17 protein-coding genes are annotated in these 16,506 nt (G+C 73.9%); 1 reads left to right on the forward strand and 16 read right to left on the reverse strand.

Annotated features, from left to right (window positions below; genetic code table 11):
• Window positions 1–3: 3 nt before the first annotated feature.
• The 9 genes from IC607_RS00470 to IC607_RS17740 form a co-directional block, all read right to left on the reverse strand.
• Window positions 4–366 carry an NADH-quinone oxidoreductase subunit A gene (locus tag IC607_RS00470; protein WP_191785042.1) on the reverse strand — a complete coding sequence of 121 codons (363 nt, stop codon included), beginning with the start codon at window positions 364–366 and terminating at the stop codon, window positions 4–6.
• 40 nt (window positions 367–406) lie between these two features.
• Entirely contained in the window at window positions 407–1,699 is a 1,293-nt protein-coding gene (locus tag IC607_RS00475) for a geranylgeranyl reductase family protein (protein ID WP_191785043.1), read from the reverse strand.
• Between the two features lie 252 nt (window positions 1,700–1,951).
• Window positions 1,952–2,644, reverse strand: coding sequence for a demethylmenaquinone methyltransferase (locus tag IC607_RS00480; RefSeq protein ID WP_191785044.1), 693 nt, complete (start codon window positions 2,642–2,644; stop codon window positions 1,952–1,954).
• A gap of 33 nt (window positions 2,645–2,677) precedes the next feature.
• Window positions 2,678–2,869, reverse strand: a complete 192-nt coding sequence (locus tag IC607_RS17195) for a GNAT family N-acetyltransferase (protein ID WP_225224275.1) — start codon at window positions 2,867–2,869, stop codon at window positions 2,678–2,680.
• 212 nt (window positions 2,870–3,081) lie between these two features.
• On the reverse strand, window positions 3,082–4,056 hold the full coding sequence (locus tag IC607_RS00490) for a CU044_5270 family protein (RefSeq protein ID WP_191785045.1): 975 nt from the start codon (window positions 4,054–4,056) through the stop codon (window positions 3,082–3,084).
• The gene (locus IC607_RS00495; RefSeq protein ID WP_191785046.1) at window positions 4,053–4,679 is read right to left on the reverse strand and encodes an RNA polymerase sigma factor; all 627 of its coding nucleotides are present in this window, start codon (window positions 4,677–4,679) and stop codon (window positions 4,053–4,055) included. The genes IC607_RS00490 and IC607_RS00495 overlap by 4 nt, the downstream gene beginning before the upstream one ends.
• A 42-nt stretch (window positions 4,680–4,721) precedes the next feature.
• Entirely contained in the window at window positions 4,722–5,555 is an 834-nt protein-coding gene (locus IC607_RS00500; RefSeq protein ID WP_191785047.1) for a TspO/MBR family protein, read from the reverse strand.
• A 47-nt stretch (window positions 5,556–5,602) separates the two neighbouring features.
• Window positions 5,603–6,172, reverse strand: a complete 570-nt coding sequence (locus IC607_RS00505) for a TIGR03086 family metal-binding protein (RefSeq protein ID WP_191785048.1) — start codon at window positions 6,170–6,172, stop codon at window positions 5,603–5,605.
• A gap of 101 nt (window positions 6,173–6,273) precedes the next feature.
• Entirely contained in the window at window positions 6,274–7,266 is a 993-nt protein-coding gene (locus tag IC607_RS17740) for an alpha/beta hydrolase (RefSeq protein ID WP_191785049.1), read from the reverse strand.
• Between the two features lie 143 nt (window positions 7,267–7,409).
• On the opposite strand from IC607_RS17740, the gene IC607_RS00515 reads away from it, so the two are divergent.
• A complete protein-coding gene (locus IC607_RS00515; RefSeq protein WP_191785050.1) occupies window positions 7,410–8,735 on the forward strand; it encodes an isochorismate synthase MenF in 1,326 nt (441 codons plus the stop codon).
• A 4-nt stretch (window positions 8,736–8,739) separates the two neighbouring features.
• Here the strand turns inward: IC607_RS00515 and purN are convergent, their stop codons facing one another.
• The 7 genes from purN to IC607_RS00550 form a co-directional block, all read right to left on the reverse strand.
• Complete coding sequence (purN, locus tag IC607_RS00520; RefSeq protein ID WP_370525926.1) at window positions 8,740–9,336, reverse strand: phosphoribosylglycinamide formyltransferase; 597 nt, start codon at window positions 9,334–9,336, stop codon at window positions 8,740–8,742.
• 60 nt (window positions 9,337–9,396) lie between these two features.
• Window positions 9,397–10,533 carry a class I SAM-dependent methyltransferase gene (locus IC607_RS00525; protein WP_370525927.1) on the reverse strand — a complete coding sequence of 379 codons (1,137 nt, stop codon included), beginning with the start codon at window positions 10,531–10,533 and terminating at the stop codon, window positions 9,397–9,399.
• A 277-nt stretch (window positions 10,534–10,810) separates the two neighbouring features.
• Window positions 10,811–12,589, reverse strand: a complete 1,779-nt coding sequence (locus IC607_RS00530) for a S1C family serine protease (protein WP_191785052.1) — start codon at window positions 12,587–12,589, stop codon at window positions 10,811–10,813.
• Between the two features lie 231 nt (window positions 12,590–12,820).
• Window positions 12,821–14,608: a 2-succinyl-5-enolpyruvyl-6-hydroxy-3-cyclohexene-1-carboxylic-acid synthase gene (gene menD / locus IC607_RS00535; RefSeq protein WP_225224276.1), complete on the reverse strand. Its 1,788-nt coding sequence runs from the start codon at window positions 14,606–14,608 to the stop codon at window positions 12,821–12,823.
• Window positions 14,608–15,591, reverse strand: a complete 984-nt coding sequence (locus IC607_RS00540; protein ID WP_191785054.1) for an o-succinylbenzoate synthase — start codon at window positions 15,589–15,591, stop codon at window positions 14,608–14,610. The genes menD and IC607_RS00540 overlap by 1 nt, the downstream gene beginning before the upstream one ends.
• A 13-nt stretch (window positions 15,592–15,604) precedes the next feature.
• Window positions 15,605–16,168, reverse strand: a complete 564-nt coding sequence (locus tag IC607_RS00545; protein ID WP_191785055.1) for a TetR family transcriptional regulator — start codon at window positions 16,166–16,168, stop codon at window positions 15,605–15,607.
• Entirely contained in the window at window positions 16,165–16,491 is a 327-nt protein-coding gene (locus IC607_RS00550) for a multidrug efflux SMR transporter (RefSeq protein WP_191785056.1), read from the reverse strand. The genes IC607_RS00545 and IC607_RS00550 overlap by 4 nt, the downstream gene beginning before the upstream one ends.
• Between the last annotated feature and the right edge of the window lie 15 nt (window positions 16,492–16,506).

Consider the following 16,506-nt stretch of genomic DNA (forward strand, 5'->3'; position numbering starts at 1 on the left):
GCGTCAGTCCCATTCCAGACCGCCCCGCTTCCACTCGTAGACGAACGGGATGGTGATGAGCACCAGGAACAGCAGCATCGCGAGCAGGCCGAACGTCGCCAGGTCGGCGAAGCTGACGGCCCACGGGTAGAGGAAGACCACCTCGATGTCGAAGACGATGAACGTCATGGCCACGAGGTAGTACTTGATCGGGAACCGGCCGCCGCCGATGGCGTGCGGCGTGGGCTCGATGCCGCACTCGTACGCCTCGAGCTTGGCGCGGTTGTACCGCTGGGGGCCGATGATCGCGCTGGTGCCGACGCCGCCGAGTGCGAGCACCGCCGCGACGCCCATCAGGATGAGCAGCGGGACGTACGGGTTGCTCATCGTGCGTCACTCCACTTCGTCGTGGTCGAGCTTCGGGGGGTCATGCTGCGGGTGCGATCCTGGCGAGGGCCGCGATGGTCCGGTCGACCACGTCGCCGCCGCGCGGCTCGTAGCAGTCGGCCAGGAGCTTGAGCACGAACTTCATGAGCAGCGGCCGGGGCAGCCCGTACCGCGTGCAGATCCTCATGATCTCCGGGTGCTCGATGATCCGGACGAAGAGCCGGCCGAGCGTGTAGTACCCGCCCAGGTCGTCCTTCATGCGGCGCTGGTAGGTGGCGAAGGCCCGCTCCCGCCCGGCGACCGTGCCGCGCGCCAGGCCCTGCGCGATCGCGTCGGCGGCGACGCGGCCGGCCTGCAGGCCGTAGGCGATGCCCTCTCCGTTGAACGGGCTCACCATGCCGGCGGCGTCGCCGGCGAGCATCAGCCCGTTGCCGTACAGCGGGCCACGGTTGAAGCCCATCGGCAGCGCAGCGCCGCGCACGGGCGCGAGCTGGTTGTCCTCGGTGAACTCCCACTCCGCCGGCGCGTTCTTCATCCACGCCGCGAACAGCGCCTTGTAGTCGACCTTCGTCGCGGCGGCCGTGGAGCTCACGGAACCCAGGCCGACGTTGGCCGTCCCGTCGCCGAGGGAGAAGATCCAGCCGTAGCCCGGCATGAGGTTGGAGCGGCCGGGCTCGCCGTCCCACAGCTCGAGCCACGACTCCATCCACGGGTCGTCGTGCCGCGGGGTGCGGAAGTAGGTGCGCACCGCGACGCCCATCGGACGGTCGTCCCGCTTCTTCAGGCCCATGCCGGTGGCGAGGCGCGCGCTCACGCCGTCGGCCGCGATGACCACGGGCGCCCGGTAGACGATGTCGTCGCCCGCTCGCTTGCCTGCGTCGTCCACGGGCCGCGCCGCCACGCCGAGGATCCGCCCGGTGCGCTCGTCGCGCACCGGACCCGTCACGCTGGTGCGCTCGTGCACCTTGGCACCCGCGGCGCGCGCGTGCTCGACGAGCGTGTGGTCGAAGCTCATCCGCGCCTTGGCCAGCCCGTACGACGGGTACGAGGAGATCTCCGGCCACGGCAGCTCGAGGCGGTGACCGCCACCGATGACCCGAAGGCCCTTGTTGCGGATCCAGCCGTCCTGCTCGCGCGTGGGCAGGCCCATGCGGACCAGCTCGGCGACCGCGCGGGGCGTCAGGCCGTCGCCGCAGATCTTGTCGCGCGGGAAGGACGCCTTGTCGAGGAGCAGCACGTCGAGGCCGCCGGAGGCGCAGTGGAACGCGGCGGAGGCACCCGTCGGCCCCGCGCCCACGACGATGACGTCCGCGTCATCGCCTGCGATTTCCACCACCAGTGACCCCACTTGTGACGTTGTTCACTATCGACCTCTGGCGAGCATAACCACGACTTCTGGGGCTGTCTGCGAAGGTATGGCTAACCTGCAGGGTGCAGGCCCGTGATCATCGGCCGGGCCGGGTGAAAGTACCCCTGTGACCTGCGCGTCGACACGCTTGCGCAACACCCCGGACGCGTGGGCCGACGTGGCGCCGGGGTCGGCGGCCCTTGCCGCTCGTCGCCCGAGTGCCGGCTCTCGTCAGGGCTACGGACGCGTCGCCCGGTGCAGCGCGACGATGCCACCGGAAAGGTTCCGGTACGCCACGCTCCCCCAGCCCGCGCGCTTGACCATCACGCCGAGCTGGTGCTGGTTCGGCCACTCGCGGATCGACTCCGCCAGGTAGACGTAGGCGTCCGGCTCCTTGGAGACGGCGCGCGCCACGGGCGGCAGCGCCCGCATCAGGTAGTTGCTGTAGACGGCGCGGAACGGCTTGAACGTGGGTGTCGAGAACTCGCAGACGACCAGCCGCCCGCCGGGCTTCGTCACGCGCAGCAGCTCCGCGAGCGCGGCCGGCACGTCGCTCACGTTGCGCAGCCCGAAGCTCATCGTGACCGCGTCGAACGACTCGTCGGCGAACGGCAGATGCAGGGCGTCACCGTTGACGAACGGCAGGTCGGGCCGACGACGCTTGCCGACGCCCAGCATCCCCTCGGACAGGTCGCACGGGATCACCCGCACCCCGGCGTCCGCGAGCGGCTCGGACGACGTGCCCGTGCCCGCGGCCAGGTCCAGCACGGTCTCACCCCGCTGCGCGTCCAGCGCCGTCAGCGTCGCCTTGCGCCACCGACGGTCCTGCCCCATCGAGATGACGTCGTTGGTCAGGTCGTAGCGATGTGCGACGGCGTCGAACATCGCGGCGACCTCGTGCGGGTCCTTCTCCAGGCTGGCGCGCGACATGCCCCCATCGTCGCAGGTCTGGGTCGTGCTGCGTCACTCGTGCGGGCTGAGCAGCTGGTACATCTCGAAGTCCTGCCAGCGCCCCGCGATCTTGAGGTACTGCGGCGCCAACCCGTACCGGACGAACCCGTTGCGCGCGAGCACGCGCTGCGAGCGCCCGTTGTCCGGCAGCGTCTCGGCCTGGACGCGGTGGAGCCCCAGGTCGTCGAAGGCGAGCGTCGTCATGCGCGGCGACGACGTCCGCCCGCTGGCCGCCCGCGGTGAAGTGCTCGTCCTGACGCAGCGGCTCGTACGGGGCGAGGAAGTCCCGGTTCTCACGCAGCAGCGCCGCGAGCTCCTCGGCGTCCTCGGTGCGGATCAGGCGTGTGGTGGGCACGGCGCAGTGTGGCTCGTGCCCTGCGGAGATCGTCGGGGCCCGCAGGCAGCTGGGCCGCCGGTCAGCCCTGCGCCTGCCCTGCGACGGCGTCGCCGCCGTCGCAGTGCTCGTCGAGCGAGCACCCCGGGGGAAGGTCGGGAGCGGACGCCTCAGGAGCGGTGTCGGTCGGCCCCTGATCGAGGTACGTCGCGCGGTACGGCGGGATGTCCTTGCCGTAGTCCCAGACCATCTCGAGCAGAAGCCCCGTCGCGGGGTCGAGGATCAGCCGTTCGCGGTCGTGGATGACCAGCTCCCCGGGACGGCCCGTGCTGTCGGTGATCTCTCCTCCGCTCCGCACACCCGGGAGCTGAGCAGCGACCTCCCAGAGCCCCTGCCGCAGCTTCGGCGGCGCCGGACTGGCGGTGAGGAGGTCGACGACTGCGGACCACATTGCTCCGTCTGTGACGGGCTTCCGGTCGTCAGCCTGCAGGATGCGCCGAAGGGCACGCTCGAGCGACCCCGGGTCGGTCGGCAGCGCGACGACCTCCGCCCACGTGAGATCGGCGCCGAACGCAGAGTGCCCCGAGAGGTACGGCGTACCGCCCTCGACCGAGGACCGACTGATCACGCTCCAGTCACGACGGCCGGCCCACTCCTCCACGCGCTCCTTCTTCGCTCCGGCCTGCTCGTCCGAGTACACGAACGTGGTGTGCCAGTAGGCGGCATCCCGCGCGTCCCCCGTCTGAGACGCCGCACCCTGGGCAGCGCGCCGCAAGACCTCGGCCGCGCTCGCGCTCGATGCAGGATCGCTGCCGGCCACCTCGAGCGCGGGGACAGCGAGGATGGCCGCCGCAGCTGCTGAGGCCACCAGGGCGACCAGTCCGCGCCGGCGCGCTCGTCGCCGGTCGAGCAAACGTGCGCCGCTAGTCCCGGCGCGGTCGACGTCCGGGTCGAGACGAGCGCTCAGCAGGGCGTAGGCGCCGACCAGCGCGTCGGGGTCGGGAGATCCCGCGGGGCCGATCCGGGTGAGCCGTTCGTCGATCGTGGGCGTGTTCACTGCGTCCTCCGGGCCAGGTCGAAGATGCGAGTACTGAGATCGGCGCCCCCATCGGCGGCTGATCGGTCGTCGGGCGAGTCGGCGGGTGGCGCGTCCAACAGCCCCGCGAGCCTTCGTCGGGCTCGGTGCAAACGCACCTGAAACGTCGCGACCGCGACCCCGTGCACGGCCGCGGCCTGAGCCGGCGTCAGGCCGTCCCAGGTGACGAGGAGCAGCGCTTCGCGATCCACCGCCGAGAGTGCCGCGAGCCCGCGCAGCATCGTGGTGCGTTCGATCGCCTCGACCTCCGCGCCAGGCGCAGGCGCCGGTGAGACCGACGCGAGGCGAGCGAGCTCGTCGTGAAGCACTCGCTGCCGATAGTGCGACCGCTGCGCGTTCGCGATCGTGTTGCGGGCCACGACGATGAGCCACGGCAGAGGTTCACCGGGGATCTCGGCCAGCCGGCGCCATGCCACGAGGAACGTCTCGGCGACGATCTCCTGCGCGGTGTCAGGATCGACGTGCCGCATGGCGTACGCGTGGACTCGGGGTGAGTGAGCGGACCAGATCGCCTGGAAGGCCGCGGCCGCCGTGTCGGAGCTGACGCTTATGCTGTCCGGCTGCCCAGGCTGCTGTGTTCCCATGCCTTGAAGTGTCCGGCAGGGAGCCGTTCTTACACTCCGCCTCTATCTGTTGTCCGGCCGCCGCCCGACGACCGACGTCGCGATCGGGGCCAGCAGCGCGACCGCCGCCACGACGAACGCGGTCGTCGCGACCGTGTCGTCGACCAGCGGACCGTTGGTGCGGCCCAGCCCGATCCACCCGATGCCCCACGCCATGGCGAGGCCGATCGGGATCGTCACCGACGGTCGGCCGCGCCCGAACACCGCGTAGGCGATCGCGAGAAGCGCGGCGAGGACGAGCACGACCACCGACCAGCCCGTGGCCCCGAGGCCGAGCTCGCCGACGTCGGCGACCGAGAGGAACGAGGCGATGTTCGCGAGCGTCGCGACGCTGACCCAGCCCAGGTAGAGGCCGAGGGTCGTGTCGGTGATCCAGGAGGTCGCGGCGCCGGTGTGGGCGGTGCGGACGAGCCGGACGAAGATCACCGCGAGGACGGCCAGGAGCGCGAGGATCACCACGACGCTCCCGCCGACGGATCCCGCCTGGACGACCCCGATCCACAGCGCGTTGAGCAGCATCGACGCGAGGATCCACCACGAGACCGCGCGGAGGCGCGGGTCCGCGGCCTGCCGCGGGAGGGCCTGGGCCACTGCGAAGGCGGCGAGCCCGAGGTAGATCAGCGACCAGATGGAGAAGGCCGGCGTGTCGGGGGCCAGCGGGGTTGCCGTGGCGGACAGGGCGCCGTCCGCGGCGTCGGCGATCGCCTGCCCGCCGAACGCACCCGAGCCGACAGCAGCTCCACCGATGGCGACGATGGCCCCGACGAGCACCGTGACCTGCCGGACCCGGTCCCCCGTCGTCGCCTCGTCGTGCACTGCCACCGTCGCCGTCTGCATCACGTCAGCGTGCCAAGCCGTCACGTCCCCGGCATCTCGAGGGCCTGTCAGCCCCCGCTCCGCAGCGGGTCGCGGCCGATGAATCCGAGCAGGCGGGTCTGGACGTCGGCGTCGTCGGGGACGGGCACCGCGGGGCCGTACTGACCCGACGACCGCAGCAGGTCCTCGATCGGTGTCATCCCGGCGAGCAGGTCGGCGCACGTCTGCTCGTCGAGCCGCTCGTCCTGACCCGTCGCGCGAGCGAGGTCCCACGTGTGCAGGAAGACGTCGGTGGTGTAGAACCGGTCGACCGCCTCGGGCAGCGGCATCTCGCCCACCATCGGGTGCCGGAACGGGGTATCGGCCCCGGCCCCGTCGAGCAGCCGCTGCACGGCGTCGGCGTGCACCTCCCACGCCGCGACCGGGTCGACCTGCGGCGACCGGCCGCGGTCGAGCGCCAAGCCTGTACCGGCCTCCAGGAACGCAGGGAACCACTCGACCAGGTGGGCGACCACGTCCCGCGCCTGCCAGCCGGGCACCGGTGCGGGCGCGTCCCAGTCCGACGCGCCGCGCACCCGCGCGGTGAAGGTGGCGGCCACCGCACGGTGGCGTGCTGCTGGTTCGCTCGGGAGGGTCATCACGTGCTCCTGGGGTAGGCGTCGGGCGTGCTGCGGTCGCGACGAGGATCGACCCACCGCGCACGGCTGGTGCGCAGGCGCGTCGACAGATGCCGTCGTGCCTACGAGTCCAACGAGTCGAACGCGTCGACGAACTTCACCGACGCGGCCGAGATCTGCGCGCGGGCGTCGTCGTGGGAGATCGTCGGCGTGCCGTCGCCGGGCTGCGGGCCGTAGTCGGCGAAGAAGGCGTGCACTCCCCCGTCGATCACCGTGTAGTGGGTCTGCGCCGGCAGGTCGGGCTTGGCGGCGTCGATCTTGGCCGGCGTGGCCAGCCCGTCCTGGGAACCTGAGATCGACTCGACCTTCGCGGTCAGCGACGTGCTCTCGTCGCCGGCGGGGTAGGACGCGTAGAGCAGGAGCCCGACGACGGGCGCCGTGGCGTCGGAGTCCGCGGCGTCGGCCTCGGACGAGGCCACGACCCCGCCCAGCGAGTGCCCGCCGACCACCCAGCGCCGGGCGTCCGGGAAGGCCGACCGCGCGTCGTCGAATGCGCCGGTGGCGAGGAAGGCGATGCCCAGGGGCTGCTTGGCGATGACGACCAGGTGCCCCGACTCCGCCAGCGGGCGCAGGACCGCGGCGTAGGCACGGGCCTCCACCTTGGCGCCGGGCTGGAAGAAGACGGCCGTGCCGGTGACCTCGCCCCTGGGCTCCAGCGAGATCCGCGTCGCGGACTCGGTGACCGTGACCGCGGCGTCCGAGCGCATCGCGGCGAGCGCCGGCTCGACCGCGGTGAACGGCCGCAGCCAGGCCATCGTCGCGACCCACCCGATCGCGACGGCGACCAGCACGAGGTCGCCGACCAGGCGCCAGCCGGCGTGCGCCGATCGGCGCCGCACGCTGCGCCACAGCACCAGGACGCCGCCCACCACGGTGAGCCCGAGCAGCATCGGGTACAGGGGGTGCCCGTGCAGGACGGCGCCCCACTCCGTGAGGCAGACCCAGGCCACGACCACGAGGCCCGCCACCGCGACGACGCGCACGGTCCACGTCAGCCACGCCGGTCGAGCTCGGCCGCCTGCAACGTTCGTCTCCTCGTCGGCGTCGGACGCCACATCACACCTCCGCAGTCGGCTGCCTCCCAGGGTGCCACCCGCTCACCCGGCTCCCACGACGACCGCGGCGCGCAACGCCCGACGTGGCGAGCCTCACGCCGCGGAGCCGGGCGCGGCGCCCGTGCGGGCATACCCTGGAACCGATGAGCACGCTGACCTCCGCGGACGACGTGCCGCAGCCGCTCGTCGTGCGGACCGTCGCGCTCGACGGCCTCGGCACCGACGACGCCACTACCTCCGCCCCCGATCCTGCGGACCTGCTCGACCTGCTTCCCTCCGACGCACCGCTCGCGTGGGTACGCCGGGGTGACGGTCTCGTCGGGTGGGGCGAGGCGCTGCGCGTCGAGGTGGGCGGCGCGAGCCGGTTCGCGGACGCGGAGCGGGCTTGGCAGGACGTGCTGACGCGTGCGATCGTGCGCGACGAGGTGCGCCTGCCCGGCACGGGTCCGGTCGCCTTCGGGTCGTTTGCGTTCGACGACGAGTCCCCCACCGGTGGCGTCGTGGTGGTGCCGCAGGTAGTCGTCGGCCGACGCGGCAGACGGACCTGGCTGACGACGATCAGCACGGGCGCACAGCTCGTCGGGCCTCCGGCGCTCGCCGACGTGACTGCCGCGCACGTGCCGCCCACGGACCCAGGTGCGGTGGCCTACGACGACGAGGACGCAGCCGACTGGAAGGACGTGGTCGCGCAGGGCATCGCCGCGATCCGGGCGGGCGACGTCGACAAGGTGGTGCTGGCGCGGGACGTCCGCGCCACCACGGAGCACCCCGTCGACGCGCGCTGGGCGCTGGACCGGCTGGCCGCGCAGTACCCGTCGTGCTGGACGTTCAGCGTCGACGGGCTCGTCGGCGCGACGCCGGAGCTGCTGGTCCGCTCCGAGAAGGGCCTGGTCACCTCACGCGTGCTGGCGGGCACCATCCGGCGCACGGGAGACGACGACGCCGACGTGGCCCGCGCCGCGATCCTCGCCCATTCCTCGAAGGACCTCGAGGAGCACGAGTACGCGGTGACGTCGGTGGCCCACGCGCTCGAGCCGTTCTGCTCGTCGACCAACGTTCCCGACGTGCCGTTCGTGCTGCACCTGCCCAACGTCCTGCACCTCGCCTCGGACGTGACCGGCGTGCTGACGGCGACCGACGCCGCGCACCCGTCGTCGCTCGCGCTGGCCGCCGCGCTGCACCCCACCGCGGCCGTCTGCGGCACGCCCACGCAGGCCGCGAGCGCGCTCATCGCGCGCGTGGAGGGCATGGACCGCGGCCGCTACGCCGGGCCGGTCGGTTGGTTCGGCGCGGACGGCGACGGCGAGTGGGGCATCGCGCTGCGCTCGGCGCAGATCGACCACGACGACCCGCGTCGCGTGCGGCTGTTCGCCGGCTGCGGCATCGTCGCGGCGTCCGACCCGGCCGCCGAGCTCGCGGAGTCCGAGGCCAAGCTGGTGCCGATGCGGCACGCGCTCGCGCGCGACTGAACGCTCAGCGCTCGGGCCACCGCCGCAGCACGTCGACGAGCAGAGCCTTCTCGGCCGCCTGCACGCGCGCCCGCAGCGCGTCGAGGTCGTCGCTCTGCTGCACCGGCACCTCGGCCTGCGCCACGATCGGGCCCTCGTCGTACTCCGCCGTCACCAGATGAACCGTCGCGCCCGTGCACGTCGCGCCGTCCTCGAGCACTGCCGCGTGCACGCGGTCTCCGTACATGCCCTGCCCGCCGTACGCGGGCAGCAGCGCGGGGTGGGTGTTGAGGATGCGGCCCTCGTAGGCGGCCAGGGTGCGCGGGCCCAGCTTGCGCATGTAGCCGGCCAGGACGACGACGTCCACGCCCGCGTCCTGCAGCGCGGCGAGGATCGCGGCGTCGAGGTCGTCGGGCTCGGGGTGCGTGGCCGACGACAGGTGCGCGGTGGGGACGCCGCGGTCGGATGCGACCGTGAAGATGCCGGCCCGGCTGTTGTTGCCGACGACGAGGCAGGCGACCGCGTCGACCGTGCCGTCCTGCGTCGCGTCGATGACGCGGGCGGCCGTGGTGCCGCTGCCGGAGCCGAGCAGCGCGATGCGGGGGCGCGAGGTTTCCGTCACGGCGCCATTGTCCACGCCTCGCAGCAGGTGCCGGGACGCGGTCTCACGACGACGACCGAGCTACGGCCGCCGCGTCGAGGCCGTGACCGTGAACTTGCGGTCGCGAGCCACCTGACGCGTCGGCCCGACCGTCCGCTCGAGCGCGGGTCGGTACCGCAGGTGCGAGTTCCACACGCACCACAGCTCGCCGCCCGGGGTCAGCAGCCGGGCCGACGCCTCGAACAGCCGGTGCGCCACGCCCGTGTCGAGCGCGGCACCCACGTGGAACGGCGGGTTGAGCAGCACCAGGTCCGCGCTCGCACCGGGCAGCGTCCCGGCGGCGTCGTCCTGCACGACCCGCACGCGGTCCGCGACGCCGTTCGCGGCGGCGGTCGCGGTGGCCGACGCGACAGCCGCCGCGGAGTCGTCGGTCGCGACCACGCGGACGTCCGGGCGCCGCATCGCGAGCGCCGTCGCCAGCACGCCGGTGCCGCAGCCGAGGTCGACGGCGGACCCCGCACGGGGCGCCTGGTCCAGCACGCCCAGCAGCAGACGGGTGCCGATGTCGATCCTCGTCCCCGCGAACGCCGCACCGTGCGCGCAGACCGTCAGGCCCAGGTCGTCGTGCCACTCGCTCGCCGGCCACGCCGAAGGGCCTGGCAGCGGCGACGACGCGACGAGCACCCGCGACTTCTGCCGCGCCAGGTGCGGCTCGACGCGGCCGAACCAATGGCCCAGCACGTCGTTCATGGCGAGCGTCATGTGCTTGACGCGGCCCCCGGCGACGACGGCGACGCCCGGGTCGGCGTTGGCGGCGACGAACCCGGCGATCTCGTCGAGCGCGTCCAGCGAGCGCGGCAGCTGCGCCAGCACGACGCGCGCGCCGGCCAGCGTCGTCGCGTCGAGAGGGCCGGAGACGAACGTGCCCGCGAGGCCGAGCCGGTCCGCGTTCGCGGCCAGCGCGCGCTCGCCCGAGCGCAGGTCCTGGTGGCTGCGGACGCCCCGGGCGCCGTGCAGCGCGACCGCACCGAGGGTCAGCGCTCCGTACCGGTCACCGATCGTGACCACCTCACCGGGTCCCGCCGCGGCGAGCGCCGAGGCCGCCTCGTCGAGCACCAGCCGGTCGGTCGCATCGGCGGCGGGCTCGTCGTCCGCGCCCGGACCGGCGACGGCTTCGTCGTCCGGTCGACGACGCAACGCGTCGAACGAGAACTCCACCACGCGCCTCTTTTCGTCGTCCGACCCGCCGACGAGCGGATCGCACCGACCGTAACCGACGCGCGCCCGCCGGGACGCGCTCGCGCCCGCGGGGTCCCGTCCTGATCGGACGGTCCGCGCGGGCGCGAGGGGGGTTCCGGTCACCCGCAGGGGGTCGGGTGACCGGAGGCGGTCCGGATCGGACCGCGCCGCGGCACAGGGGGTGCGTGCCGCGGGGAGGTGGCCGGCGACCGGGCACTCAGGGGGGTGCGCCCGATCGCCGGCCGGCTTGGGGAGGTCAGCCCTGGCCGCCCTGCTGCTCCTGGAACCACTTCCAGAGCTGCTCGGGGGTCATGGTGTTCGGGTCCAGGCTGCCGGAACCGGAACCGTCGCCCTGCTGGGTCGAGCCGTCGCCCTGCTGGGAGCCGTCACCCTGCTGCGAACCGTCACCCTGCTGCGAGCCGTCGCCCTGGCCGAACGGGTCGGTGCCCTGCTGACCCTGGCCCTGCTGGCCGGAACCGTCGCCCTGCTGGCCCGAGCCGTCCGAGCCCTGCGACCCGTCTCCGGGCGTCGTCTGCTGGCTTGACGCGGTGTCGGTCTTGGTCGCGAGCTTGACGGTGACGTCCTTGGCGTCGCCGTCGCGGACGACCGTCAGCTTGACCTCGTCGCCGGCGGCGTACGAGCGGACGAAGGCGGTCAGCGACTCGGCGCCGCCCACGGCCTTGTCGTTGATCGCGACGACCACGTCGCCCTTCTGCACACCGGCGTCGGCAGCCGGCGAGCCGTCCGTGACGCCCTCGACCACGGCGCCGCGGCGCGTGACGCCGTCGGCGGTGGCCGTGCCGTCGTTCAGGCTGACGCCCAGGAACGCGTGCTTGGCGGTGCCGGAGTCGATGAGCTGGCTGGCGATGTTCTTGACCAGGTTCGACGGGATGGCGAAGCCCAGGCCGATCGAGCCGGACTCGCTGGACAGCGTCGCGATGGACGAGTTGATGCCGACGACACGACCCTGCGCGTCGAACAGGGGGCCACCGGAGTTGCCCGGGTTGACCGCGGCGTCGATCTGGATCGCGTTGGTGACGGTGCCCTCGCCGCCGTTCTCGCCCTGCGTCGAGACGGGACGGTCGACGGCGGAGACGATGCCGGTGGTGACGGTGTTGGCCAGGCCGAGCGGGTTGCCGACGGCCATGACGGCCTCGCCGACGACGACGTCCGAGGAGTCGCCGATGGCGGCCGGCGTCAGGTCGTCGGGGACCTTGTCGAGCTTGATGACCGCGAGGTCGGTGGTCGGGTCGGTGCCCACGACGGTCGCGTCGTAGATCCGGCCGTCGGTCAGCGTGACCGTCGCCTTGCCCTGCGCGCCGGAGACCACGTGGTTGTTGGTGACGATGTGGCCCTTGGTGTCGATGATGACGCCCGAGCCCTGCGCGCTGCCGTCGGCCGTCGTGACCTGGATGGCGACGACGGACGGGGAGACGGCCTTGGACACGGCCTGCCAGTCCGGGTCGTCGGAGGTGGAGCCGGACACCGGGACGGCGTCGTTGGACGTCTGGCCGATCGTCGCGATGGAGGCCGACGACGTGCCGTCGTTGTTGTCCGACTCGGCGATCCCGAACACCGCACCACCGGCGATGATCGCGCCGACGGCCGCGGCGGCCGTGACCGGGAGCCACAGGCGGCGCTTGCGGGCCGGGGCCGGCGCCGTGGCGACCGACTGCTCGGCCATGCCCCACGGGTTGTACTCACCGGAGCCGGCGGGCGCCGCGTTCGACGTGGCCGTGCTCGACGCGGCGACGTACGGCAGCGGGGTGGTCTGGGGGTGCGCCTGCGGCTGCTGCATCGTGGGCGGCTGCATCGTCGGCTGCTGCATGGTCGGCTGCTGCATCGTCGGCTGGACTGCGGCGTGCTGCTGCGTCGCGGCGCGCTGGGCTGCCTCGCGCTGGGCTGCCTCGTAGGCGGCGCGCTGGTCGGCGGGGGCTGCGGGGTGCGGCGGCACGAAGGGGTTCGTGGGGTGCGCGACCGGCGGGATGGGCTGCGTCGCGTCGTCCTGCGGGTGCTGGTTCTCAGGCGTGGTCATCAGTTACGGCCTCCTTGGTATGTCTCCATACAACTAGGTCGCACTGGAGGGACCCTTCAGGGAACCTGGGAGTTCCCTGCGAGTTCTGCAGGAGGCGCCGATGCCCCCGTCGGTCCGCCCGCCGGACCGACGGCGAGACAGACCCTTGCGGCTGAGACAGACCTCTGCAGACGCCTGTCTCGCCCGCAGAGGTCTGGCTCGTCCACCTGTGATGGGGCGGAAGGCAAGGTCTCAGGTGGGGAGCGAGGCCGTGACCGCCGCGGCGATGGCCTCGTTCAGGGCGCGGCGCGACGTGCGGTCGACGCGCACCTCGACGACGGACAGGCCCGTCCCCGGTGCCGCGAGCGCCGGGAGCAGCCCGTCGACGTCGCCGACGCGCGTGTGCCGCACCCCGTAGCCCGCGCACAGCGCGGCGAGGTCGGCGCCGTGCGGGGTGCCGAAGAAGCGCTCGAACACGTCGGCACGCGCAACCTCGCCGGGTTCGAGGGTGGCGAAGATCGAGCCGCCGTCGTCGTTGGCGACGACGATCTGCAGATCGGCGCCCCGCTCGAGCGGTCCACGCAGCAGGCCGCCGACGTCGTGCAGGAAGGTCAGGTCGCCGACGAGCGCGCGCACGCGCCGGTGCGGCAGCCCGAGGGCCACGCCGACGGCCGTGGAGACGGTCCCGTCGATGCCGGCCAGCCCCCGGTTGGCCAGGACGGTGGGCGCGACGTCCCAGCGGGCCAGCAGGTCGAGGTCGCGCACGGGGTTGGAGGCGCCGACGACGAGCACGTCGTCGGCCGACGACGCCGCCGCGACCGCTCGGGCGAGCACCGGACCCGTGACGCGGGCGCCGGCCCGTGTCCGCATCCCGCGCTGCGGCGGGTCGAGCAGAGCGTCGATCGCTCGGCTCGCGGCCTCGTCGGCAGCCTGCCAGGACTCCAGCCAGCCCACCGACGAGCCCAGCCGTCCCGTCCGCATCCGCGGCGGGACCTCGAGCAGCACCTGGTCGGCGCGGCGTCCCGCGTCGACCCAGCTCGCCCCGGACGCGGCGACGACGATCACCTCGACGTCGTCGCGCGTCAGCAGGGCCTGCACCGGGCGGCTCAGGGTGGGACGGCCGAACACGACGACGCGGCGGACCTGGCCGCCCAGCGCGTCGGCAGACAGCAGCAGCCGGTACGCGGCGATCGCGTTGGCGCCCGCGCGGGCACCCGACGACGGCTCGGCGAGCAGCGGCCAGCCGTTGGCCTCCGCGGTCCGGCGCGCGGCCGGGCCGGCCCCGTCGCCCGCGACCACGACCGTGGGTGTCGCGGCCGCCCGGCCCGCCCGGATCAACGGCCGGTCCGGATCGGGGGCGGCGACGGCTGCCGGCGCGGGGCGCCGCTCGACGTGCGCCAACCCGTCACCCGACGGCGCGGGCCACGGCTCGTCGCCGGGCACCAGCGGGTCGCGGTAGCAGAGGTTGAGGTGCACCGGACCGGGGTCACCTGTGCGCGCTCCGACGGCGGCGGCGACGGCCCGGACCGCGACGGCGCGCAGGTCCCGCGCCTCGTGCGCCAGCCCGGTCGGCGCCGGGACGTCGAGCACCAGGCGCGTCGCACCCGCGAAGATGCCGACCTGCTCGGTGGTCTGGTTGGCGCCGGTGCCGCGCAGCTCGTGCGGCCGGTCGGCGGACAGCACGAGCAGCGGGACCCCGGCGTGGTGCGCCTCGAGCACCGCCGGGTGCAGGTTGGCGACGGCGGTGCCGGAGGTCGTGACGATCGCGACGGGCCGGGGCACCTCGCCGAGCGCGTGGGCGCGGGCCAGCCCGAGCGCGAGGAAGCCCGCCGACCGCTCGTCGATGCGGACGTGCACGCTGAGCGCGGGGGAACCGGCGGGGCGCGCGTCGTCGGGCAGCGCGGCGTCCGCGAGCGCGTAGGCGAGCGGGGCGCTGCGTGAACCCGGCGCGAGCACCACGTCCTGGACGCCGAGAACCGCGAGCGCCTGGATCAGCACCCGCGCCGCCGTCGTCGCCGGGTGCGTGGTCACACCCGCCATCATGCCTGGTCGCGCGCGTGGTCGACGCCGTCGCCGTCCGCGCGCAGATGGTGCTCGACGGCGCCGATGCGCGCGACCCACTGCGCGGCGAGGTCGTCGTCGGCCGTCGGGACCCGCGCGGCGACCACGTCGGGCCGACGCACGGGCAGCGCACCGTCGACGGGCAGCAGCGGCTCGGCGACCACGTCGGCCGTCAGCAGCTGGGCGGTCGCCAGGCCGCACGCGTACGGCAGGTCCGGCAGCGCTGCGGCGAGCGCGACGCCCGCCGCCAGCCCCACCGACGTCTCGAGCGCCGACGACACGACGACGGGCAGCCCGATCCGCTCGGCGAGCTCCAGGCACGCGCGCACACCGCCCAGCGGCTGGACCTTGAGCACGACGACGTCCGCGGCCTCGGCCCGTGCCACGGCGAGGGGGTCCTGCGCGCGGCGGATCGACTCGTCGGCCGCGATCGGCACATGGGTGCGACGACGCAGCCGCGCCAGCTCGTCGACCGCCGGCACGGGCTGCTCGGCGTACTCCAGGCCGCCGGCGGCACGGTCCAGCAGCGCGAGCCGCTCGACCGCCGTCTCCAGGTCCCACGCCGCGTTGGCGTCCACCCGGATGGCCCCGTCGGGCCCGATCGCGTCCCGGACGGCCTCGAGCCGCGCGATCTCGTCGTCGACGCTCTGCCCGCGCTCCGCGACCTTCACCTTGGCGGTCCGGCAGCCGCCGGACCCGGTCACGATGCGGTGCGCCAGCTCCGGGCCCACGGCAGGAACGGTGACGTTGACGGGGACGCTGTCGCGGACGGCCGCCGGCCACCCCTCGTCGGCCGCCTCCCGCGCCGCCCGCCACCAGGCGCTGGACTCCGCGGCGTCGTAGTCCCAGAACGGGCTGAACTCCGCCCAGCCGGCGTCGCCGCGCAGCAGGACGCCGTCGCGACGCAGCAGGCCGCGGAACCGGGTGCGCAGGGGGATGTCGTACACGAGCACGTCCCCCACGGTAGGCGACGCGTCAGCGTCCGAGCGCGGCGGCGACGACGGTCCGGGCGTGCGCGCGCACGTCCCGCCCCTCGCTGAGGGCGGCCACCGCGGCGCCGTCGACGAGCGCGACGAGCACGGCGGCCGGCAGCGGCAGGCCCAGGGCGTCGACGGCGGCGTCCAACCCGGACCGGCCCTCGGCGTAGGCGGCAGCCAGCGTCGCCGACGCACCCGCGCCGACGAGGTGCACGTAGTGGCTGCTCACGTCGCCCACCGGCAGCACGGCGTCGACGAGCACGCCGACGGCACCGTTGTCGGACCCGTCGTCGGACCCGTCGCCCGTCGCCGCACCGGCGCGCCCCGCGACCGTCGCGCGCGCGTGCTCGGCCCACCGCCGGGCGACCTCCTGCCCGGCCGCCGCGAGCAGCTCGTCGAGGTCGGCGAAGTAGTAGGTCGTCGCGGAGAGCGACGCGCCGGCGCGCGCGGCGACGGCCCGGTGGCTCACGGCGCCCGGCCCCTGCTCGACGAGGAGCTCGACCGTCGCGGCGACCAGCGCGTCCCGACGCAGGGCTCCCCGCGCCCGCCGACCGTCGCTCACGCGTGCGCCGACCCGGACAGGTTGAGGCCGACGACGCCCGCGATGATCAGGAGGATCGAGGCGACCTTGAGCAGCGAGGCCGGCTCGCCCAGCACCGTCATCCCCAGCACGGCGGTGGTCACGGCCCCGATCCCCACCCACACCGCGTACGCGGACCCGACCGGCAGCGACCGCAGCGCGAACGCCAGTCCGGCCATGCTCGCAGCGAGCAGCACGACGAACGAGACGGACGGCCACAACCGGCTGAACCCGTCGGAGGCCTTGAGCGACAACGCCCAGCCCGCTTCCAGCAGACCCGACACGACCAGCACGCCCCACGCCATGACACACCTCAAGCT

The organism is Cellulomonas sp. JH27-2 (genome assembly GCF_014837175.1).
Taxonomy (GTDB): Bacteria; Actinomycetota; Actinomycetes; order Actinomycetales; family Cellulomonadaceae; genus Cellulomonas.

Coding starts and splice junctions, on each gene's coding strand:
- IC607_RS00495 (WP_191785046.1), bottom strand. CDS start 4,679: ATGGGAACACAGCAGCCTGGGCAGCCGGACAGCATAAGCGTCAGCTCC.
- IC607_RS00550 (WP_191785056.1), bottom strand. CDS start 16,491: ATGGCGTGGGGCGTGCTGGTCGTGTCGGGTCTGCTGGAAGCGGGCTGG.
- IC607_RS00530 (WP_191785052.1), bottom strand. CDS start 12,589: ATGACCACGCCTGAGAACCAGCACCCGCAGGACGACGCGACGCAGCCC.
- IC607_RS00500 (WP_191785047.1), bottom strand. CDS start 5,555: ATGCAGACGGCGACGGTGGCAGTGCACGACGAGGCGACGACGGGGGAC.
- IC607_RS17195 (WP_225224275.1), bottom strand. CDS start 2,869: ATGACGACGCTCGCCTTCGACGACCTGGGGCTCCACCGCGTCCAGGCC.
- IC607_RS00505 (WP_191785048.1), bottom strand. CDS start 6,172: ATGACCCTCCCGAGCGAACCAGCAGCACGCCACCGTGCGGTGGCCGCC.
- menD (WP_225224276.1), bottom strand. CDS start 14,608: ATGGCGGGTGTGACCACGCACCCGGCGACGACGGCGGCGCGGGTGCTG.
- IC607_RS00480 (WP_191785044.1), bottom strand. CDS start 2,644: ATGTCGCGCGCCAGCCTGGAGAAGGACCCGCACGAGGTCGCCGCGATG.
- IC607_RS00470 (WP_191785042.1), bottom strand. CDS start 366: ATGAGCAACCCGTACGTCCCGCTGCTCATCCTGATGGGCGTCGCGGCG.
- IC607_RS00515 (WP_191785050.1), top strand. CDS start 7,410: ATGAGCACGCTGACCTCCGCGGACGACGTGCCGCAGCCGCTCGTCGTG.